This window comes from Actinacidiphila acidipaludis (assembly GCF_019890725.1).
GTDB lineage: Bacteria > Actinomycetota > Actinomycetes > Streptomycetales > Streptomycetaceae > Actinacidiphila > Actinacidiphila acidipaludis.
This window is the reverse complement of record NZ_JAINZZ010000018.1, coordinates 27,405-45,711: the sequence shown is the minus strand read 5'-3', so window position 1 is coordinate 45,711 and position 18,307 is coordinate 27,405. Positions and strand designations below refer to the sequence as shown.

The following is an 18,307-nucleotide window of genomic DNA, read 5'->3' as shown; positions in this document are numbered from 1 at the left end:
CTACGCTGGGGGCCGCAGGCGCCACACGAACAGGAGACCGATCCGTGTCGACACGCAAGCCCATCGAGTCGTGGCTCACCGACATGGACGGGGTGCTGATCCACGAAGGCACCCCGATTCCCGGCGCGGACGCCTTCCTCAAGGGGCTGCGCGACTCGGGCAAGCCGTTCCTGGTCCTGACCAACAACTCCATCTACACCCCGCGGGACCTGCACGCCCGGCTGACCCGGATGGGCCTGGACGTCCCGGTGCAGAACATCTGGACCTCCGCGCTGGCCACCGCGAAGTTTCTGGACGACCAGCGCCCGGGCGGCACCGCGTACGTCATCGGCGAGGCGGGCCTGACCACCGCGCTGCACGACGTGGGCTACATCCTCACCGACCACGACCCGGACTACGTGGTCCTCGGCGAGACCCGGACCTACAGCTTCGAGGCACTGACCAAGGCCATCCGGCTGATCAACGGCGGCGCCCGCTTCCTGTGCACCAACCCCGACGAGACCGGGCCTTCCCCCGAGGGCGTGCTGCCCGCGGCCGGCTCGGTGGCCGCGCTGATCACCAAGGCCACCGGCAAGGCCCCGTACTTCGTCGGCAAGCCCAACCCGCTGATGATGCGGGCCGGGCTCAACGCGATCGGCGCGCACTCCGAGAGCAGCGCGATGATCGGCGACCGGATGGACACCGACGTGCTGGCCGGGCTGGAGTCCGGCATGGAGACGTTCCTGGTGCTCACCGGCCTGACCACGGTCGCGGACATCGACCGCTACCCGTTCCGCCCGTCGCGGGTCGTGAACTCCATCGCGGACCTCGTCTCCGAGATCTGAGCCCCCCGGGATCCGAGCCCCCCGGATCGGCGTCCCCGAAATCTGAGCCCCCGGGATCCGAGCCCTCGGATCGGCATCCGCGGGATCCGAGTCCCGCGGACCGGGTATGACGCGGCCGCGCGGCCGCCGATCACGCTCCGTGGAGAGATCATCACCCTGATGGGTCAGCGGGCCGCCGCCCGGGGTGCGGGCGGCGGCGGCCCCCGGGATCTTCGAAAGCACCGGGTGCGGGTCCCCGTGCCCGGTCCGAGCGGAGGTCTCTTCCATGTTTGGTCTGAAACTGCCCGCCGTCGCCGCGGCCGGCCTGGCGGCCGCGGTCGCTCTCGGCGGAGTCTCCGCCGCGGCGCCGGCCGTCGCCGACACCGGCGGGACGAGCAGCACCGCCACGGACGCGCCGTCCGCGGGCGCGGACCCCTTGGCGGGCACCGACACCGGCACGTCCGCCGGGACCGGCTCCGACCCGGGCGCCGACGCGGCCGCCGATCCGGGCACGGACCCGGGCGCGGACCCGAGCGCCGACGGCGGCGCGGACCCGGGCACCGACAGCGGTGTGGCCGCGGACGGCGTCTCCGGCACCGACAGCGGCGCGCCCTACGACACCGGTTCAGGGTCCGGCATCGGCTCCGGTTCGGCCGGCGACCCCTCGGCCGCCGCCGACCCGCTGTCCGCCGCCGGCGCCGACAGCGTCAACGTCACCCCGTCCAGCGTCTCCCCGGGCGGCATGGTGACCATCCACCTGTCGGTGTCGTGCAGCACCGGGCACAAGGCCAAGGCCAGTGCGTCGGTGTTCGTGGACAGCATCACCCTCGCCCCGGCGTCGTCCGGCGGCGGTCTGGAAGGCAGCGCCTTCATCAAGTCCGACGCGGTCGACGGCTCGTACAAGGTCTCGGTGCAGTGCGACGGCGGCAGCAGTTCCGCCCAGGCGTCGATCACCGTCACCAACTCCACGACGACGCCGGTGAAGCCGGTCAACCCGGGCACCCCCCTCAAGCCGCTCAACCCCGTCCCCGCGGGCGGCGGCGGCACCGCCCAGCTCGCCGCGGGACCGGCCGCCGCCGGCTCCAGCGCCGGCCCGCTGGCCGTCACCGGCGCGTTCGCCGCGGCGGGTCTGGCCGGAGTCGCCCTGCGGCGCCGCCGCAACGCCGGCGTCCGCGGCTGATCCGCGTGCCGGTCTACCGGACCGGTCGCGGCGCCGACGCCAGGCCGGACAGCAGGACATGGACGACCGCCGCGGTCGCCCTGCTCCTGCTGGCCGCCTGGTGGCTCGGCCCCGCCGGACACGGCGGGGCGGACGCGGACGGCGGCACGGCGGTCGCCGCCGCGGCGACCGCCGACCACCCGCCGCACGTCTACGCCCCGCACGCGCCGCTGCCGGTCGCCGCGCCCACCCACCTGGACATCGCGTCCATCGGGGTGCACGCGGACCTGATCGGCCGGGACCTGACCGACGGCACCATCGACCCGCCGCCGTACGACACCCCCGGGGTGGCCGGCTGGTACCGCGGCGGCCCGGCGCCCGGGGCGCCCGGCGCGGCGGTGATCGTCGGCCACGTCGACACCGAGACCGGCCCGGCGGTCTTCTACACCCTCAGCACCGTGCAGCGCGGTGCCCGGATCGACGTGACCCGCGGCGACGGCACGGTGGCCGAGTTCTCCGTGGAGGCCGTCGAAGTCGTCGAGAAGGACCACTTCGACGCGGCCCGCGTCTACGGATCCAGCACCGGCCGCCCCGAGTTGCGGCTCATCACCTGCGGCGGCACCTTCGACCGGAGCCGGCAGGCGTACTCCGCCAACGTGGTGGTCTACGCCGCGCTGACCGGCTCGCACCCGGCCTCGCGCTAGGCCGGGGCTCCCGGCCCGCGCGGGCCGGGCCGGTGCCCGGGCCGGACGCCGGGGCGGCGCGGGACACCGCGCGCGACCTCGGACTCCGGCATATCGTGCAGAAGACGTGATCCCCGTCAAGGAGGTCAGATGCCCGTGCGTGAGCGGAAGAAGGAGGGGAAGGGAGCCGGGGCGCTGCGCCCGTCCGCACGCGCGGACGCCGCCGCCGACCGGGTGGAGGAGGCGCGGGCCGGCGGCAGTCCGGCGGGGCTGCGGTCCGAACTGGCGGAGCTGCTGGGCCAGGACAAGGTGCTCGGGCGGGTGGCGGACCTCGTCGCCCACGCGTCGGACGCGAGCCCGTACCGCTTCGTGCCGCAGGCCGTGGTGGTCCCCGACAGCGTGCAGGACGTCGTCAAGCTCATGGCCTACGCCCGCCGCCAGCGCCGGCACCTGGTCTTCCGCGCGGCCGGCACGAGTCTGCACGGCCAGGCGCAGGGCGAGGACATCCTGGTCGACGTCCGCCGGCACTTCAGCGGGGTCGAGGTGGAGGCCGGCGGGGTCCGGGCCCGGATCCTGCCGGGGACCGTGCTGGCCCGGGCGAACGCCGCGCTGGCCCGGCACGGCAGGGTGCTGGGACCTGACCCGGCGAGCGCGACCGCCGCGACGGTCGGCGGGGTGCTGGCCGGCAACGCCTCGGGCGCCGCCGCGGGCACCACCCGCGACTCGTACCACACCGTCTCCTCGCTCACCGTGGTGCTGCCCTCGGGCACGGTGGTGGACACCGGTGATCCGGACGCCGACGCGGCGCTGGCCGCCGCGGAACCCGAGCTGTACCAGGGGCTGCTGGACCTGCGCGACGAGATCGAGGCGGACCAGAAACTCACCGCCCGGATCCGGGCCAAGCACGCCGTCAAGAACACCGCCGGGTACCGGCTGGACGCCTTCCTGGACGGCGAGACGCCCGTGCAGATCCTGCGCGGGCTGATGATCGGCTCGCAGGGCACCCTCGGCTTCGTCAGCGAGGCCGTCTACGACACCCTGCCGCTGCGCCCCTCCGTCACCGCGGGCCTGCTGTTCTTCCCCTCGCTGCCGGCCGCCTGCGCCGCCGTGCGGCAGTTCGCCCAGGCGGGCGCCGACACCGTGGAACTGATGGACGGCCACGCGCTGCGCGCCTGCGTCGGGGTGCCGGACGTGCCCGCCGAGTGGGCCGGCCTGCCGGCCGAGTGCGCCGCGCTGCTGGTGGAGTTCCGCGCCGCCGACGACGTCGAACTCGCCGCCTACGAGCGGGCCGCCCGCCGCATATGCGACGACCTCGGCCTGGTCAGCCCGGTGCCCTCCGCGGACAACGCGTTCACCCGCGAGCCGGCCCGGCTCACCGCGATGTGGCGGGCCCGCACGGCGTTCGCCGCCGCGGCCGGCGCGTCCCGCCCGCCCGGCACCACCCCGGTCGTCCAGGACTTCGCGGTGCCGCCCGACCGGCTCGGCGAGGCCGCGACCGAACTGCTCGCCCTCCAGGAGCGGCACGGCTTCTCCCCGGGGCTGGCAGGCCGCGCCGCCCACGGCACCCTGCACTTCCTGCTGTCCTTCGACCCCGGCCAGGCCGCCGACCTCGAGCGCTACGCCGCCTTCACCGACGAGCTGTGCGCCCTGGTCACCGACCGGTTCCACGGGTCGCTGCGCGCCGAGCAGGGCACCGGGCGGGCCGCCGCGCCCTTCCTGGAACGGGAGTGGGGGGCGCCGGCCGCCGCCCTGATGTGGCGGGTCAAGACGCTGCTCGACCCCGACGGCATTCTCGCCCCGCGCGTGGTGCTCGACCAGGACCCGCGCGGCCATCTGCGTGGCCTGAAGAGCCTCCCGGCGATCGAGGGCGCGGCCGGCGCCTGCACCGAGTGCGGGCTGTGCGAGGCGGTCTGCCCCAGCCGCGACCTGACCACGACGCCGCGTCAGCGGATCGTGCTGCGCCGCGAGATGCTCCGCCAGCCCGCCGGCTCACCCGTGCTGGAGGAACTGCTGGACGCCTACGGCCACGACGCGGTGGACACCTGCGCGGGCGACTCCCTGTGCGCCGCCGCCTGCCCGGCCGGCATCGACACCGGCGCCCTGATGCTGGAGTTCCGCAGCTCCCGGCGTACCCGGGCCGAGGAGCGGGCCGCCGCCCGGCTGGCCGTGTACGGGCGCGCGGCGGAACGCGCCCTGCGGGCCGCGCTGACCGCCGCCTCCGCGCTGCGCGGGCGGGCGGGCGACCGGCCGCTGACCGCGGTGGCCGCCGTCCTGCGGCGGGCGGCCGGGACGGAGCTGATACCCGGCTGGCTCCCGGAGACGCCCGTCGCCGCCCCGCGCCTGCCGCGCACCGCGCAGCACAGTGCCACCGCCGTGTACTACCCGGCGTGCGCCAACCGGGTGTTCGGGCCGCCGCGCGGCGCCGGCTGGGCGCCGCAGGCCCTGGTCGCCGTCTCGGAGCGGGCCGGGATGCCGGTGTGGATACCGCCGGACGTCACCGGCACCTGCTGCGCGGCCCCCTGGCACGCCAAGGGCTACACCGAGGGCGCCGTGCTGATGGCCAACCGGATCGTGGAGCAGACCTGGATGTGGACCGGCGGCGGCCGCCTCCCGGTGGTGGTGGACGCCGGCGCCTGCACCCTGGGCCTGTCGCGTGACGTGGTGCCCTATCTCACCGAGGCCAACCGCGAGCTGCACGGCGAGCTGACCGTGATCGACTCCGTGGTGTGGGCCGCCGAGCACCTGCTGCCCAGACTGACCGTCACCTCCCAGGCGGCCAGCGCCGTCCTGCATCCGACGTGCGCGATGCGGCGTCTGGGCCAGGGGGACGGCGGCGCCGGCGACGCCCTGGACGCGGTGGCCCGGGCGTGCGCCGCCGAGGTCGTGACACCCGGCGACGCGGGGTGCTGCGCCTTCGCCGGCGGCCGCGGCACCGCTCGCGAGGATCTGACGGGCGCGGCCACCCGCCGCGAGGCCGAGGAGGTCGCCGGGCGGGACTGGGAACTGCACCTGTCCGCGGACCGGATGTGCGAGCTGGCCATGGAGCACGCCACCGGCGAGCCCTACGAGCCGGTGCTCGCCGCCCTGGAGCGGGCCACCCGCGTGCTCCCCGAACCGGACGTCCCCGCGGAGCCGGCGACGGCCGGCGAACCCCCGCGGCCGGGGGAGTCCCGGGAGGCGGACGGCCCCTGGGAACGGGAGGCCTCCGCGGAGCCCGAACCGCCCGGCGGGCGTCAGGCCGGTGACAGCGGCGGGTCCTGAGGGTGCATCGGCAGCGGGTCGGGCACCGGCGCGATCAGCAGCAGCACCACGTCGTCCGACAGTGAGCCGCCGGTGTGCCGCAGCAGGTCCTCGTAGACCCGCTGGACGGCGGCGTCCAGTTCGGGCCCGCTGCCCGCGACGAGCGGGCCGACGCGGTCGGCCAGCGGGTAGAAGCCGGGGTCGCGGGCGCCGCGGGCCTCGATCACGCCGTCGGTGCACAGCACCAGCACGTCGCCGGGCGCCAGCGGCACCCGCCACGGCGTCGGTGTGCCCTGCACCATGTCGGCCATGCCCAGCGGCACCCACGGCTCGGCCGGCTCCAGGGTCTCCACCTCCCCTTCGCGGGAGACCCGCAGCGGCGCCACATGGCCGTAGTGCAGCAGTTCGACGCCGCCCGGATCGCCGAACTCGGCGAACAGGGCGGTGATGAAGTCCCCGGCGCCGACGTGCCGGCCGACGCTGGTGTCCACCCGGGCGGCCACCCGGTCCAGGCCCCCCTCGTCGAACGCCGCCTCCCGGAACGCGCCCAGCGCGACGGCCGAGCTCTGCACCGCCGCGAGTCCCTTGCCGCGCACGTCGCCGATGAGCGCCCGGACGCCGTGCGGGGTCTCCAGCACCGAGTACAGGTCGCCGCCGATCTGCGCCGCGTCGGCCGCCGACACGTAGCGGGCCGCGACGCGCACGTCGCCCACGCGGGGCGCGGGCGGCTGCATCAGGGCGTGCTGGGCGGCCTCGGCGACCGAAGTGATGGCGGTGAAGGCCCGGGCGCCGGTCTCCCGGCGCCAGGCGATGTAGACGCTGAACGCCGAGACCAGGCCGTAGGCGTAGAGCTGCCCGAAGAGCACGTCCTTGTCCGCGGTGCGGGTGACGCCGTCGAAGGGGGCCAGGGCGCCCTGGACCAGGACGCCGAGCACGCTGACGAGGAGGGTTTTGCGCCAGTCGACGGTGATGGCGGCCAGCGCGGGCGCGGCCACGATGCCGGGCGTCAGGTAGTGGTCCCGGCCCGCGATCACGTCGGCGAGGATCACGATGAGGAGGGCGACCAGCGGCAGGGAGAGGCCGAGACGGGCGAGGTAGTCGCTCTCCAGGCGCTGCACCGTGCGCAGCCAGGCGCTCTTCACATCATGAACCTATCCGCCCTGCCCGGCCGCGTCAGCCGGAAAGCAGGAGGGTGGCGGGGCGCGCGGGGACGGTGGGGGCCGGGCGGCGGGTCCGGCGGCCCGTCGGGGAGGCCGGTTTCCGGCCGTTGTGTTGCGCCCGGTGAAGGTTCTGCGACAGCAGGGGCGTTCGGGGTGGCTGTGACCGGCGGCCCTTCCTAGGGTCACCGTGTACCTGTCATCCGTCGATCTCCGCACTGGAGGACCCCTGTGCGCACGAGAGTGATCGCCTCCGCCACCGCCGTGCTGGGCCTGCTGCTCGCCGTCCCGGCATCCGCGGCCGGCGCCGGACCCGGCGCCCCCGGCATCGGCGACCCGTACTACCCGACCTACGGGAACGGCGGCTACGACGTCTCCCACTACGACCTGAACCTCCGTTACCAGCCCGCCACCGACACGCTGACCGGCACCACCACGATCACCGCGACCGCCACCCAGGGCCTGACCAGCTTCGACCTGGACTTCGCACTGACCGTCAGCAAGGTCACCGTGGACGGCCGGCCCGCGGCCTTCGCCACCAGCGGTGAGCAGGAACTGGTCGTCACCCCGGCGCACCCGATCGGCCGCGGCCGGCGCATCACCGTGGCCGTCACCTACTCGGGCGTCCCGTCCACCGTCCAGCGGTACGGCTTCACCTCGTGGCAGCGCACCCCCGACGGCGGGGTCGCCGCCAACGAGCCCGAGTCGGCCTGGTGGTGGTTCCCCAGCAACGACCACCCGCTGGACAAGGCGAGCTACGACGTCCGGGTGGCCGTGCCGGCCGGCGATCAGGCCATCAGCAACGGCCTGCTGCTCTCCCAGCACACCGGCGACGGCTGGACCAGCTTCCACTGGCAGCAGACCAAGCCGCAGGCCACCTACCTGGCCACGCTCGCGGTCGGCCACTTCGACATCACCCACAGCCGTACGAAGACCGGCATCCCGGTGATCAACGCCTACAGCCCCGACCTGGGCGCCAACGAGGCCAACGCCCGCGCGAGCGTGGAGCGCACCGCCGAGATCGTCGACTTCCTCAGCGGCTACTTCGGCCCCTACCCGTTCGACTCGGCCGGCGGGTACGTGCCGAACGTGCCGAGCCACTTCTCCCTGGAGGCGCAGACCCGGGTCTTCTACAGCCCCGCCACCTTCTCCAAAGGCGTCAACACCTCGGTCGTGGCGCACGAGCTGGCCCACCAGTGGTACGGCGACGACGTGTCGCTGGCCCGCTGGTCCGACATCTGGCTCAACGAGGGCTTCGCCAGCTACGCCCAGTGGCTGTGGGCCGAGCACGAGCACACCGGAACCCCGCAGGACCTGGCCCGTCAGGTCTACGACGCGCACCCGGCCGACGACCCGTTCTGGACCGTCGAACCGGGCGATCCGGGCCCGCAGAACCAGTTCGACGACGCGGTGTACGACCGCGGGGCGGTCGCCATCCAGGCGCTGCGCGACACCATCGGCGACCGGGCGTTCCTGACGCTGCTGCGGGTGTGGCCGGCCCAGCACCGCTACGGCAACGCCACCATCGCCGACTTCCGGCGGCTCGCCGAGAAGCTGTCCGGCCAGGACCTGGGCGGGTTCTTCCAGACTTGGCTCTACACCGCGGCCAAGCCCGCGGCCTTCCCCGCGGGCTGAGGCCCCGGGCGGGTAGGGCACCATGGGACGCGGGCGGACCGGGGACGGCCCGCCCGCGTCGCCCGTGCCCCGCACGGCGGCGCCCCAGCACGCCCAGGGAGCACCACGTTGAGCACACCGGCACCGGACCTGCGGGCCGACTGCGGGAACTGCTTCGGACTGTGCTGCGTGGCGCTGGCCTTCACCCGGTCGTCGGACTTCGCCCGCGACAAGAAGGCCGGCGACCCCTGCCGCCACCTCGACGACGGCCACCGCTGCGGCATCCACGACGGGCTGCGGGACGCCGGCTACCGCGGCTGCACGGTGTACGACTGCTTCGGCGCCGGGCAGCGGATCTCCCAGGTCACCTTCGGCGGGCAGGACTGGCGGGACGCGCCGGACGGCGGCCGGACGATGTTCGCCGCCCTGCCGGTGATGCGCCAGCTCCACGAACTCCTGTGGTACCTCGACGACACGCTGTCCCGGCGCGCGGCGGCCCCGACGCACCCAGCCGCCGCCGCGGCGCGCGAGCACGTGGCCGGGCTGACCGCCCTTCCGGCGGCGGAACTGCTGGCGCTGGACGTCGCGGCCGAACGCGCCGCCGTCAACGAGGTGCTCCTGCGGGCCGGCGAACTGGTGCGCCGGGCCGCCGTGCGGCGCCCCCGCAACCGCCGCGGCGCCGACCTCGTCGGCGCCCGGATGCGGGGTGTGGACCTGCGCGGCGCCGACCTGCGCGGGGCCTGCCTGATCGGCGCCGACCTGCGGGACGCCGACCTGCGCTCGGCGGATCTCATCGGGGCCGACCTGCGGGACACCGATCTGCGCGGCGCGGACCTGGACGACGCCCTCTACGTCGCCCAGTCCCAGATCAACGCGGCGCGCGGCGACGGCAGGACCCGCATCCCCGCGGCCCTGACCCGGCCCGGGCACTGGGCCCGCTGAGCCCGCCGGCCCCCGCGACGCCGCTCTCGGGCGCCCGGACACGACGAAGGCCCTCCGCGATGCGGAGGGCCTTCGTTTCAGGTGCGCCGCCAGGGACTCGAACCCCGGACCCGCTGATTAAGAGTCAGCTGCTCTAACCAACTGAGCTAGCGGCGCCTGCGAGAACCATCATACGGGGTCGGAGGGGGTGCCCCGTGCCACCCCGCCCCGCCGCCGAGCGCCAGGGGCCGTCTTCCCCGGGCCGTCCGCCGCCGGCCCCTCGGGACCGGCGGCGGACGGCGTCCGTCACTTCAGGCCGAACGCCCGGATGATCTCCTGGCTGACCGAACCGCCGTGGCCGTCGGAGGCCGTGGCCCGCAGGGACACCGCGCCACCGGGGGTCTTCGGCGTCCTGATCCGCGCGGTCCAGGCGCCCTTGCCCTGGGCGTCCAGCGTCACCGGCTGCCAGTGGGCGCCGTCGTCGTAGGACACCGACAGGGTCGCCGAGGAGGCCCGGGTCACCGAGTCCAGCCACTCCTGCGTCGCGGACGACAGGCCGATCGTCGTCCACCGGCCGGCCGGCACGTCGTCGGCGGTGTCCGTGGCCACCGCGTAGTCCAGCTGCAGCAGCTTGACGGGGACCAGCGCGTCACCGGCGACCGGGCCGGAGACGAAGTTCCACTCGGTGTGGGTGCGCACCGACGTCTTCCACGCCGCCGCGTCCCGCGCCGAGTCGATGACCAGCCGGTAGGGCAGCGTCCGCGCGGGCATGTCCCACATCCCGGCGGCCCGGCCCACGCCGTGGGCGACCAGCGTGTCGCCCTGATAGGCGGCGTAGGTGGTGCGCCCGTCGTACTCGTCGGCCGGCATGTCGCCGGAGTGGCCGGCGCCGCCGTCGGTCCACGGGGTGATGTTGAACTGGATGTCGTTGTACGACGACCGGGTCGGCCCCCAGAAGGCGGTGCCGAGCCGCGGGCGGTACACCCCGCCGAACCACGTGGTGCGGTAGGCGTGGCCCGGCAGGAAGGTGTCCTCGCCGCCGCGCTCCTCCAGGAGCTGGTCCTGGTACCCGGCGGAGTACACCGAGTGGTCCTCGTACCAGAAGCCGGCGTCGTGCTCGGCGGAGACGTACTCGGTCCGGGTGGACGGGTACGACTCCTGCTCGGTGAAGCCCACGCCCGGTCCCCACACGGGGATGTCGTAGCGGTAGCCGCCGCCGAGCCGGGCGCGGTCGCCGTCGTAGGCGGCGGTGACCGTCGCCAGGTCACGGCGCGGGTCGGGGGTGTAGGCCAGCGAACGGTCGGGAATCGTGCCGTCGTGCTGGTCCAGCAGGTCGTACACGTAGCGGGTGTACTGGCGCTGGGTGACCTGCACCCGGGCGCCGCGCGCGGCCTCGGCCGCCAGCCGCGCCCCGGCGTCGTGGCGGATCGACACCACCGGCAGCGGCGCCTCGGAGCCGTCGTCGGCCGCGTAGCCCTCCAGCAGCCGGCCGCGGCCGTCGTTGACGACGATCAGCAGCTTCGCGCCGGCCGCCGCCGCGTTCGCGGCCCGGTCGGCGGGCGTCACCGCGTCGCTGCGGTCCACGACCACGGCCTTGCCGCGCACGTCGCGCCCGGCGTAGTCGGCGGCCGTGCCCGTGCCGGCGTAGGCGGTGGGCAGCACGGCGCTGCCGTCGGTGACCGGGGCGCCTGGCTGGGTCGTGGTGTCCAGGCCGGTGCCGCGGTCGGTCACGGCGACGGTGGGCTCGCCGAGCCGCCAGCGGGTCAGGAAGCTGAACGTGCCGTCGGTCACCTTGTGGGTCGGGGAGGCGTACAGGGCGTCGTAGGTCAGCGGCAGCATCGCCACGTCCCGCACGAGCCGGCCGTCGGCGAAGGTGCGGGCCAGGTCCCAGTTCAGCTGCCGCACCTGGGTGCGCTGCGGCACCGACGCGCTGATCCGGTGCGCCCTGCTCGCGTCGAGGGTCACCGTGGTGTCCTTGGTCAGCACCGTCTCCGGGTCGGCGACCAGGGCCAGGCCGAGCGAGTCCGGGGTGTCGCCGGGGACGTCGATCTCCGCGTAGGCCATGTAGGTGCCGGGGGCCAGCCGCAGCGTGGCCTGCCCGTCGACCGGGACCTGGGCCGGGGTGGGGCTGCCGTCCTGGGCGACGATGACGGTGCCCGCGGTGGGCTTCCCGTCCCGGCCGAGCAGCTTGATCGTGTAGTCGTACAGCTCCTTCTCCTTCACCAGCCCGAAGGCGGTGTGCGCGACGAGGGTGCCGGAGGAGACGTCGGTGGCGAGCACCTGGCCGGAGAAGGTGGTGCCGGCGGGCACCGGCGCCGGGTCGAGGGTCAGCGTGACGTCCGAGCTGCCGCCGGCGGGAACCGTGACCGTCCCGGCGGAGAGCGTGTACGCGGCGCCGGCGGTGCTCGTCGCGAGCTTCAGGGTCACCGGCGTCGTTCCGCTGTTGCGGTAGGTGAGGGTGCGGGTGACCGCGGCCGCCCAGGCGTTCGGCCAGCGGAAGACGGCCGTGTCCACCGAACCGGTGGCCTGGACCGCGGAGTCGACCGCGGACAGCACGTCGACCCGCCCGGCGCCCTGCTCGAACGGCGTGTAGCCGTCCAGCACCGTGGACGAGGACATCAGCGCGTCCTTGAGCCGCGCCGCGGACCAGTCCGGGTGCCGCTGCTTGAGGACGGCGGCCGCGCCGGCGATGTGCGGCGTGGCCATCGAGGTGCCGGACATCGACTGGTAGCCGCCGCCCGGCTTGGCCGCGGTGATGTCCACACCCGGCGCGGACAGGTCGGGCTTCAGGCTGTAGGAGCCGGTCAGCGGACCCATGCTGGAGAAGTCGGCCCGCTGGTCGGCACCGTCGACCGCCGCGACGGTCAGCGCGGAGCGCGCCGAGCCGGGCGCGCCGATGCTGCCGGCGGTGTAGGAGTTGCCCGCGGCGATGACGAACAGCGGGCCGCCGTCCGCGGACAGGTTGTCGACGGCCTGCGCCATCGGGTCGGTGCCGTCGTCCGGGACGGGGTTGCCCAGGCTCATGCTGACGACGTCGGCGCCCTGGGCCTTGGCCCACTCCATGCCGGCGATGATCCAGGAGTCCTGGCCCTCGCCCTGGTCGGAGAGCACCTTGCCGACCAGCAGCCGGGCGCCGGGCGCGACGCCCTTCTCCAGCCCGCCGGACGCGGCGCCGCTGCCCGCGATGGTGGACGCCACGTGGGTGCCGTGGCCGTTGCCGTCGGCCACGGCCTGTCCGGGCACGAAGCTCTGCTCCTCCGCGACCTTGCCCTGCAGGTCGGGGTGGGTGTCGTCGACACCGGTGTCGAGCACGGCGACCTTCTCGCCGGTGCCGTCGTCACCCTGCGCCCACGCCTGCGGCGCGCCGATCTGGGCGACGGAGTCGTGCAGCGCGGCGGTCGCCCGGGCGTCCAGCCACAGACGGGCGATGCCGTTGGTGGCGTCCAGCGACCGCGCGGGCTTGGCGCCGGTGGTGCCGGGCCGGCCGGTCGCGGCCGGGTCGAGGTCGTCCCAGAACGCGCGGGCGTGCTTCTTGTCGGCGCTCAGCGCCGCGCCGCCGATGCTCGGCAGGGTGCGGACCGTCCGGGTGCCGGCCGGTGCGGCGGGCAGCGAGCGGGCGGTGCGCGCGGCCTTGGTCCAGGTGGCGATGAGCGGGACGCCGGTGCTGTGGGCGTCGTCGTAGCCCATCGCGACCAGCGCGGTGACGTCGAACAGCCGCCGGTCCAGGGTGCCGGCGGCCAGCAGCGACTGGGCCTCGTCGGGCACCACGTAGGTGTCGCCGCCGAACTGCTGGACGTGGACCGCGCCCCCCGCGCCCGGCGCGCGGTCGACGGTCACGGTCGGGGTCCGGCCCGCGGTGATGTGCACGACATCACCGGTGATCAGGGTCACGGTGGCCGCGGCGGGTGCGGCGGCCTGGGTGTGGGTGGCCGACGGGGGCGTGGGCCGCGGCGGGGCCGCCGCGGCGGCGCTCCCCGCGGGCAGCATCAGGGCGGTGCCGAGAGCGAGCGCGGTGGCGCCCGCCGGCACGGCTGTCCGGCGTCGAGTCGAAGTCATGAGCATGATCTACCGGCCGGGATCCCGTGGCGTCTGCCGCCCGGACCTGGCACGTTCCCGCCAGGCGGCAATCCGCCGCGGGACCGAGGGCGGGGGAGTGGCGGAGAGGGAGGGCCCGGCGGGAGCCGTGTTGGGGGCATGCCCGCCGATCGGGTACGATCATCCACGTCAGCAGGCGCCGCTAGCTCAGTTGGTTAGAGCAGCTGACTCTTAATCAGCGGGTCCGGGGTTCGAGTCCCTGGCGGCGCACCTGAAACGAAGGCCCTCCGCTTCTGCGGGGGGCCTTCGTCGTGTCCGACGTGTCCGGCCGTGCCGTCTCCGGCGACGGCTCCGGGCGGTCAGATGCTCATCGACAGCAGGACGGGCGCGGCCCGCTCGTGCAGGGTGTCGACGGCCGGGCGCAGCCGGTGCGCCTGGGCGTACGGCATGGACAGCGCCAGGCAGGCGAGGGTCTTGCCGATGGTGACCGGGATCGCCGCGCACACCGTGCCCACCGCGTACTCCTGCAGGTCCAGGGTCGGCACACTGGCCGGCTGGCGCTCCAGTTTGGTCAGCAGCACACGGTCGTCGACCTCGGTGCGCGAGGTGAGCCGGGCGGGACGGTGCCGGGACAGGTGCTCCAGGCGGCCGTTGTGGTCGAGCTGGGAGAGCAGGCACTTGCCGACCGCGCTGGCGTGCGCCGCTGACCGGAAGTCGACCCACTCGTTGACCTTGGGCGTGTTCGGGCCGTCGGCGAAGTCGATGATCCGGACCTCGCCGTCGTCGTAACGGCTGAAGTAGACCGCGGCGCCCACCTCGTCGCGCAGGTCGGACAGGACCGTCCTGAGCTTTTCGGCGAGGGCGAGATCGCGATTGGCGGCACCGAGCAGCACCATGGACTCGCCGATCACATAGCCGCCGCCGGGCAGGAACCCGAGATAGCGCTCGCGGCGCAGCATCGACAGCAGCTGGGTGAGATAGCCCAGGGGTACCCCGATCTCCCTGGCGAGTTGTTCGGCGGTGACGCCGTGCCGGTGGCTGTCGACCGATTCGAGCACGCGGAGCGCGTACTGGACCGCACCCACCGTGCCGATCCGCCGGTGTTCGAGCGCCACGGTTGCCCCCTGCAGGTAAGACCGTCTGCGTGTCCGGTTGTGACGCCTGGTCGTGGGCCAGGCGCGAGGTCCTGGTCCGGCGTCCCCACCGGAACTCCACGATAGCCCCAATACCCTTGCGGGTAGAGGTGGTTGAACAGTGCCCCGGTGACCCTCAGGCGTATATGCAGGAAGGGGCCTGTCTGGCATATGCCCACGTCATTGCCCTCTTTTCCGGGCGTGCCGACGGCCCGTTCCGGAGGTGCCCGAGGGGCCGGTGGGGTTCGCCGGTCGGCCCCGGATCCGGCCGTCGGAATCCAGCCGCCCGGGAACAAACGGACGACGGCTCCGGTTGCCGCCTGGTACGGGCGCAGTGCCCGCACGAGCTCGACGAGGAACACCGACAGGAGGCGCCCGCCGTGGGTGAGGGAGAACAGGCAGCCGCGCAGGCGGCCGGCAGCGGGGGCGACGGTATCAGGGGCACGGTCCGCGGCACCGCACCCGTGCCGCTGTCCGTGCTCGACCTGGCCACCGTCGGCAAGGGGCTGACGGCCGGCGACGCCCTGCGCACCAGTGTGGAGATCGCCCGGACCGCGGAGGCCCGCGGCTACCACCGCATGTGGGTCGCCGAGCACCACTCCATGCCGGGTGTGGCCAGCTCCTCGCCCGCGGTGATCCTGGCCCATCTGGCGGCGCACACCCGCACCCTGCGCCTGGGCTCGGGCGGCGTGATGCTGCCCAACCACGCCCCGCTGGTGATAGCCGAGCAGTTCGGCACCCTGGAGGCGCTCGCCCCCGGGCGGATCGACCTGGGCCTCGGCCGCGCGCCGGGCACCGACGGGGCGACCGCGGCCGCCCTGCGCAGGACCGACGGCCTGCAGGAGGGTGCGGACGAGTTCCCCCGCCAGCTCGCCGAGCTGACCCGCTTCCTGGACGACGACTTCCCCGACGGCCACCCCTACGCGCGGATCCACGCGATCCCCGGCCCCGTGCAGGGCAGCGCCGACGGCGGCGTGCAGCCGGCCGCCCGGCCGAGCATCTGGCTGCTGGGGTCGTCCGGCTTCAGCGCCCAGCTCGCCGGAGCGCTGGGCCTGCCGTTCTCCTTCGCGCACCACTTCTCCGCGGCCAACACCGTCCCCGCGCTCGCCCTGTACCGCGAGTCGTTCCGGCCCTCCGCGGTGCTGGACGCGCCCTACGCCTCGATCGGGGTGGCGGCACTGGCCGCGGACGACCCGGCCGAGGCCCGCCGTCAGGTGCTCACCGGGGCACTGGCCATGCTGCGGCTGCGCACCGGCCGGCCGGGGCTGACGCCCACCCCGGAGGAGGCCGAGGCGTACCCGTTCGCCCCGATGGAGCGGGAGTTCGTGGACTCCTGGCTCGCCAACGTGGTGTACGGCGATCCGGACGAGGTCCGCGCCGGGCTCGACGCGCTCGTCGCCCGCACCGGCGCCGACGAACTGGTCATCACCGCGAACGCGCACACCCCCGCCGCGCGGCTGCGCAGCTACGACCTCATCGCCGACGCCTATGGCCTCCCCAAGGATGTGGCCGCGGTTACGGACTGATTTCCGAGGGGCGGGTGGTCCAAGCTTGGACCGACCGTACGCCCGGACTTAACCCAGGGTTAAAGCCGCTCGTCACCCCGCTGACGAGCGGCTTTGCTCATGACGTGAAGAAATCCGGAGCGGCTCGGAGGGTCCATATTGGTCTAGTCCTAAGTCTGGTTCAGACCATTGACGTGCCCCTGGCGACGGGCTATCCATGCTGCAGCCCCCTGTTGGTCCTCCCTTCCCCCCGGAGGTACTTGTGCAGTCCAGGAAGAGAGCGTTCGTGGCCGCCGCCACCAGCGCCGCCCTCGCCCTCGGCGCGCTCACCGCGCTCGCCGTGACGACGGGCACCGCCCAGGCGGACACCACGTCCGCCGCCAAGCCCGCGGCCGCCGCCGCGAGCAGCGGCGGAGTCAAGATCGCCTACTACGACCAGTGGAGCGTCTACGGCAACGCCTTCTACCCCAAGAACCTCGACACCGAGGGGATCGCCGGCAAGCTCGACATCCTCAACTACTCGTTCGAGAACATCGACCCGGTCAACCTCACGTGCTTCGAGGCGACCAAGGCGTCGGACTCCACCAACGAGAGCGACCCCAACGCCGGTGACGGCGCGGGCGACGCGTTCGCCGACTACCAGAAGTCCTTCGGCTCCGACATCAGCGTCAACGGCACCGCGGACGTCTGGAACCAGCCGATCGTCGGCAACTTCAACCAGCTCAAGGAGCTGAAGGCGAAGTACCCGAAGCTCAAGATCGTGGCCTCGCTGGGCGGCTGGACGTACTCCAAGTACTTCTCCGACGCGGCGGCCACCGACGCGAGCCGCAAGAAGCTGGTCAGCTCCTGCATCGACATGTTCATCAAGGGCAACCTGCCGGTCCAGGGCGGCTACGGCGGCGCGGGCTCGGCCGCCGGGATCTTCGACGGCTTCGACATCGACTGGGAGTACCCGGGCTCGCCCAACGGGCACACCGGCAACCACTACAGCGCGGCCGACAAGGCCAACTACACCGCGCTGCTGGCCGAGTTCCGCAGCGAGCTGGACGCCTACGGCGCGGCCAACGGCGGCAAGCACATGCTGCTCACCGCCGCCCTGCCGTCCGGCCAGGACAAGATCGCGAACCTCCAGACCGACAAGCTCGGGCAGTACCTGGACTACGCGAACATCATGACCTACGACATGCACGGCGCCTGGGACGCCACCGGCCCGACCAACCACCAGGACCCGACGTACCAGTCGGCTGGTGACCCGTCGAACCCGGTCGCGCCCGGAACCGAGAAGTACAGCACGGACGCCGCGATCAACGCCTGGACCAACGGCGACGCCGCGTACGGGATCCCCGGCGGCTTCCCCGCCGGCAAGATCACCATGGGCTACCCGCTGTACTACCGCGGCTGGACCGGGGTGCCGGCCGGCAGCAACCACGGCCTGTACTCCTCGGCCACCGGGCCGGCGGCCGCACGCGGCATCAGCCAGGTCGCGGGCACCGCGTACTACAAGGAACTGACGGGCATCGTGGACAACGCCTCCACGACCTTCTGGGACCCGGCCTCGCAGTCCAACTACTTCTACAACGGCACCGAGTTCTGGACCGGCCTGGGCAGCCAGGGCATCCAGGCCAAGGCGGACTACGCGCACTGCCACGGCCTGGGCGGCTCGATGATGTACTCACTGCTCGACCTCGACGCGTCGGCCACGCTCTTCAACAAGATCGTGACGGCCACCAACGGCTCGGCGTCCGGCTGCTCCAACCCCACCACGCCGCCGACCACCCCGCCGACGACGCCCCCCACGACGCCGCCGACCACCCCGCCCACCACGCCTCCGACGACGCCCTCCACCACCCCGCCGTCCGGCACCTGCACCCTGCCGTCCTGGAGCGCCTCGGCGGTCTACGTCGGCGGCAACCAGGTCTCCTGGAAGGGCCACAACTGGCAGGCCAAGTGGTGGACGACCAACGAGGAGCCCGGCACCACCGGCCAGTGGGGCGTCTGGCAGGACAACGGCGCCTGCTAGCCCCTGACCCCGGCTGATCAGTCCCCCCACACCAGGG

At 74.1% G+C, this 18,307-nt stretch carries 11 protein-coding genes and 2 tRNA genes; 9 read left to right on the top strand and 4 right to left on the bottom strand.

Annotated elements, in window-relative coordinates:
• Positions 1–44 precede the first annotated feature (44 nt).
• From K7862_RS16620 to K7862_RS16605, 4 genes are all read left to right on the top strand, one after another.
• Positions 45–824 (top strand): HAD-IIA family hydrolase, encoded by a 780-nt coding sequence (locus tag K7862_RS16620; protein WP_222963378.1) that lies wholly within the window; start codon positions 45–47, stop codon positions 822–824.
• 265 nt (positions 825–1,089) lie between these two features.
• Positions 1,090–1,983 (top strand): hypothetical protein, encoded by an 894-nt coding sequence (locus tag K7862_RS16615; RefSeq protein WP_222963377.1) that lies wholly within the window; start codon positions 1,090–1,092, stop codon positions 1,981–1,983.
• Positions 1,984–1,988: 5 nt separating this feature from the next.
• Entirely contained in the window at positions 1,989–2,666 is a 678-nt protein-coding gene (locus tag K7862_RS16610; protein ID WP_308012028.1) for a class F sortase, read from the top strand.
• Positions 2,667–2,795: 129 nt separating this feature from the next.
• Positions 2,796–5,906 carry an FAD-binding and (Fe-S)-binding domain-containing protein gene (locus K7862_RS16605; protein WP_222963376.1) on the top strand — a complete coding sequence of 1,037 codons (3,111 nt, stop codon included), beginning with the start codon at positions 2,796–2,798 and terminating at the stop codon, positions 5,904–5,906.
• Here K7862_RS16605 and K7862_RS38245 read toward each other — a convergent pair.
• A complete protein-coding gene (locus tag K7862_RS38245) occupies positions 5,879–7,027 on the bottom strand; it encodes a PP2C family protein-serine/threonine phosphatase (protein WP_222963375.1) in 1,149 nt (382 codons plus the stop codon). The genes K7862_RS16605 and K7862_RS38245 overlap by 28 nt on opposite strands.
• A gap of 246 nt (positions 7,028–7,273) precedes the next feature.
• Between K7862_RS38245 and K7862_RS16595 the strand changes: the two genes are divergently transcribed.
• Together K7862_RS16595 and K7862_RS16590 are read left to right on the top strand one after the other, a co-directional pair.
• Positions 7,274–8,677, top strand: coding sequence for a M1 family metallopeptidase (locus K7862_RS16595; protein ID WP_222963374.1), 1,404 nt, complete (start codon positions 7,274–7,276; stop codon positions 8,675–8,677).
• 108 nt (positions 8,678–8,785) lie between these two features.
• Positions 8,786–9,598 (top strand): pentapeptide repeat-containing protein, encoded by an 813-nt coding sequence (locus K7862_RS16590; protein ID WP_222963373.1) that lies wholly within the window; start codon positions 8,786–8,788, stop codon positions 9,596–9,598.
• Between the two features lie 82 nt (positions 9,599–9,680).
• Here K7862_RS16590 and K7862_RS16585 read toward each other — a convergent pair.
• A tRNA-Lys gene (locus K7862_RS16585) sits at positions 9,681–9,754 on the bottom strand.
• Between the two features lie 129 nt (positions 9,755–9,883).
• Positions 9,884–13,633 (bottom strand): S8 family peptidase, encoded by a 3,750-nt coding sequence (locus K7862_RS16580; protein ID WP_372461579.1) that lies wholly within the window; start codon positions 13,631–13,633, stop codon positions 9,884–9,886.
• A gap of 175 nt (positions 13,634–13,808) precedes the next feature.
• On the opposite strand from K7862_RS16580, the gene K7862_RS16575 reads away from it, so the two are divergent.
• Positions 13,809–13,882: transfer RNA gene (locus K7862_RS16575), tRNA-Lys, on the top strand.
• Between the two features lie 89 nt (positions 13,883–13,971).
• On the opposite strand, the gene K7862_RS16570 is transcribed toward K7862_RS16575, so the two are convergent.
• On the bottom strand, positions 13,972–14,727 hold the full coding sequence (locus tag K7862_RS16570; protein ID WP_308012027.1) for an IclR family transcriptional regulator: 756 nt from the start codon (positions 14,725–14,727) through the stop codon (positions 13,972–13,974).
• Positions 14,728–15,125: 398 nt separating this feature from the next.
• Between K7862_RS16570 and K7862_RS16565 the strand changes: the two genes are divergently transcribed.
• Together K7862_RS16565 and K7862_RS16560 are read left to right on the top strand one after the other, a co-directional pair.
• A complete protein-coding gene (locus K7862_RS16565) occupies positions 15,126–16,271 on the top strand; it encodes an LLM class flavin-dependent oxidoreductase (protein ID WP_222963371.1) in 1,146 nt (381 codons plus the stop codon).
• A gap of 196 nt (positions 16,272–16,467) precedes the next feature.
• Positions 16,468–18,270: a glycosyl hydrolase family 18 protein gene (locus K7862_RS16560; protein WP_222963370.1), complete on the top strand. Its 1,803-nt coding sequence runs from the start codon at positions 16,468–16,470 to the stop codon at positions 18,268–18,270.
• Positions 18,271–18,307 lie beyond the last annotated feature (37 nt).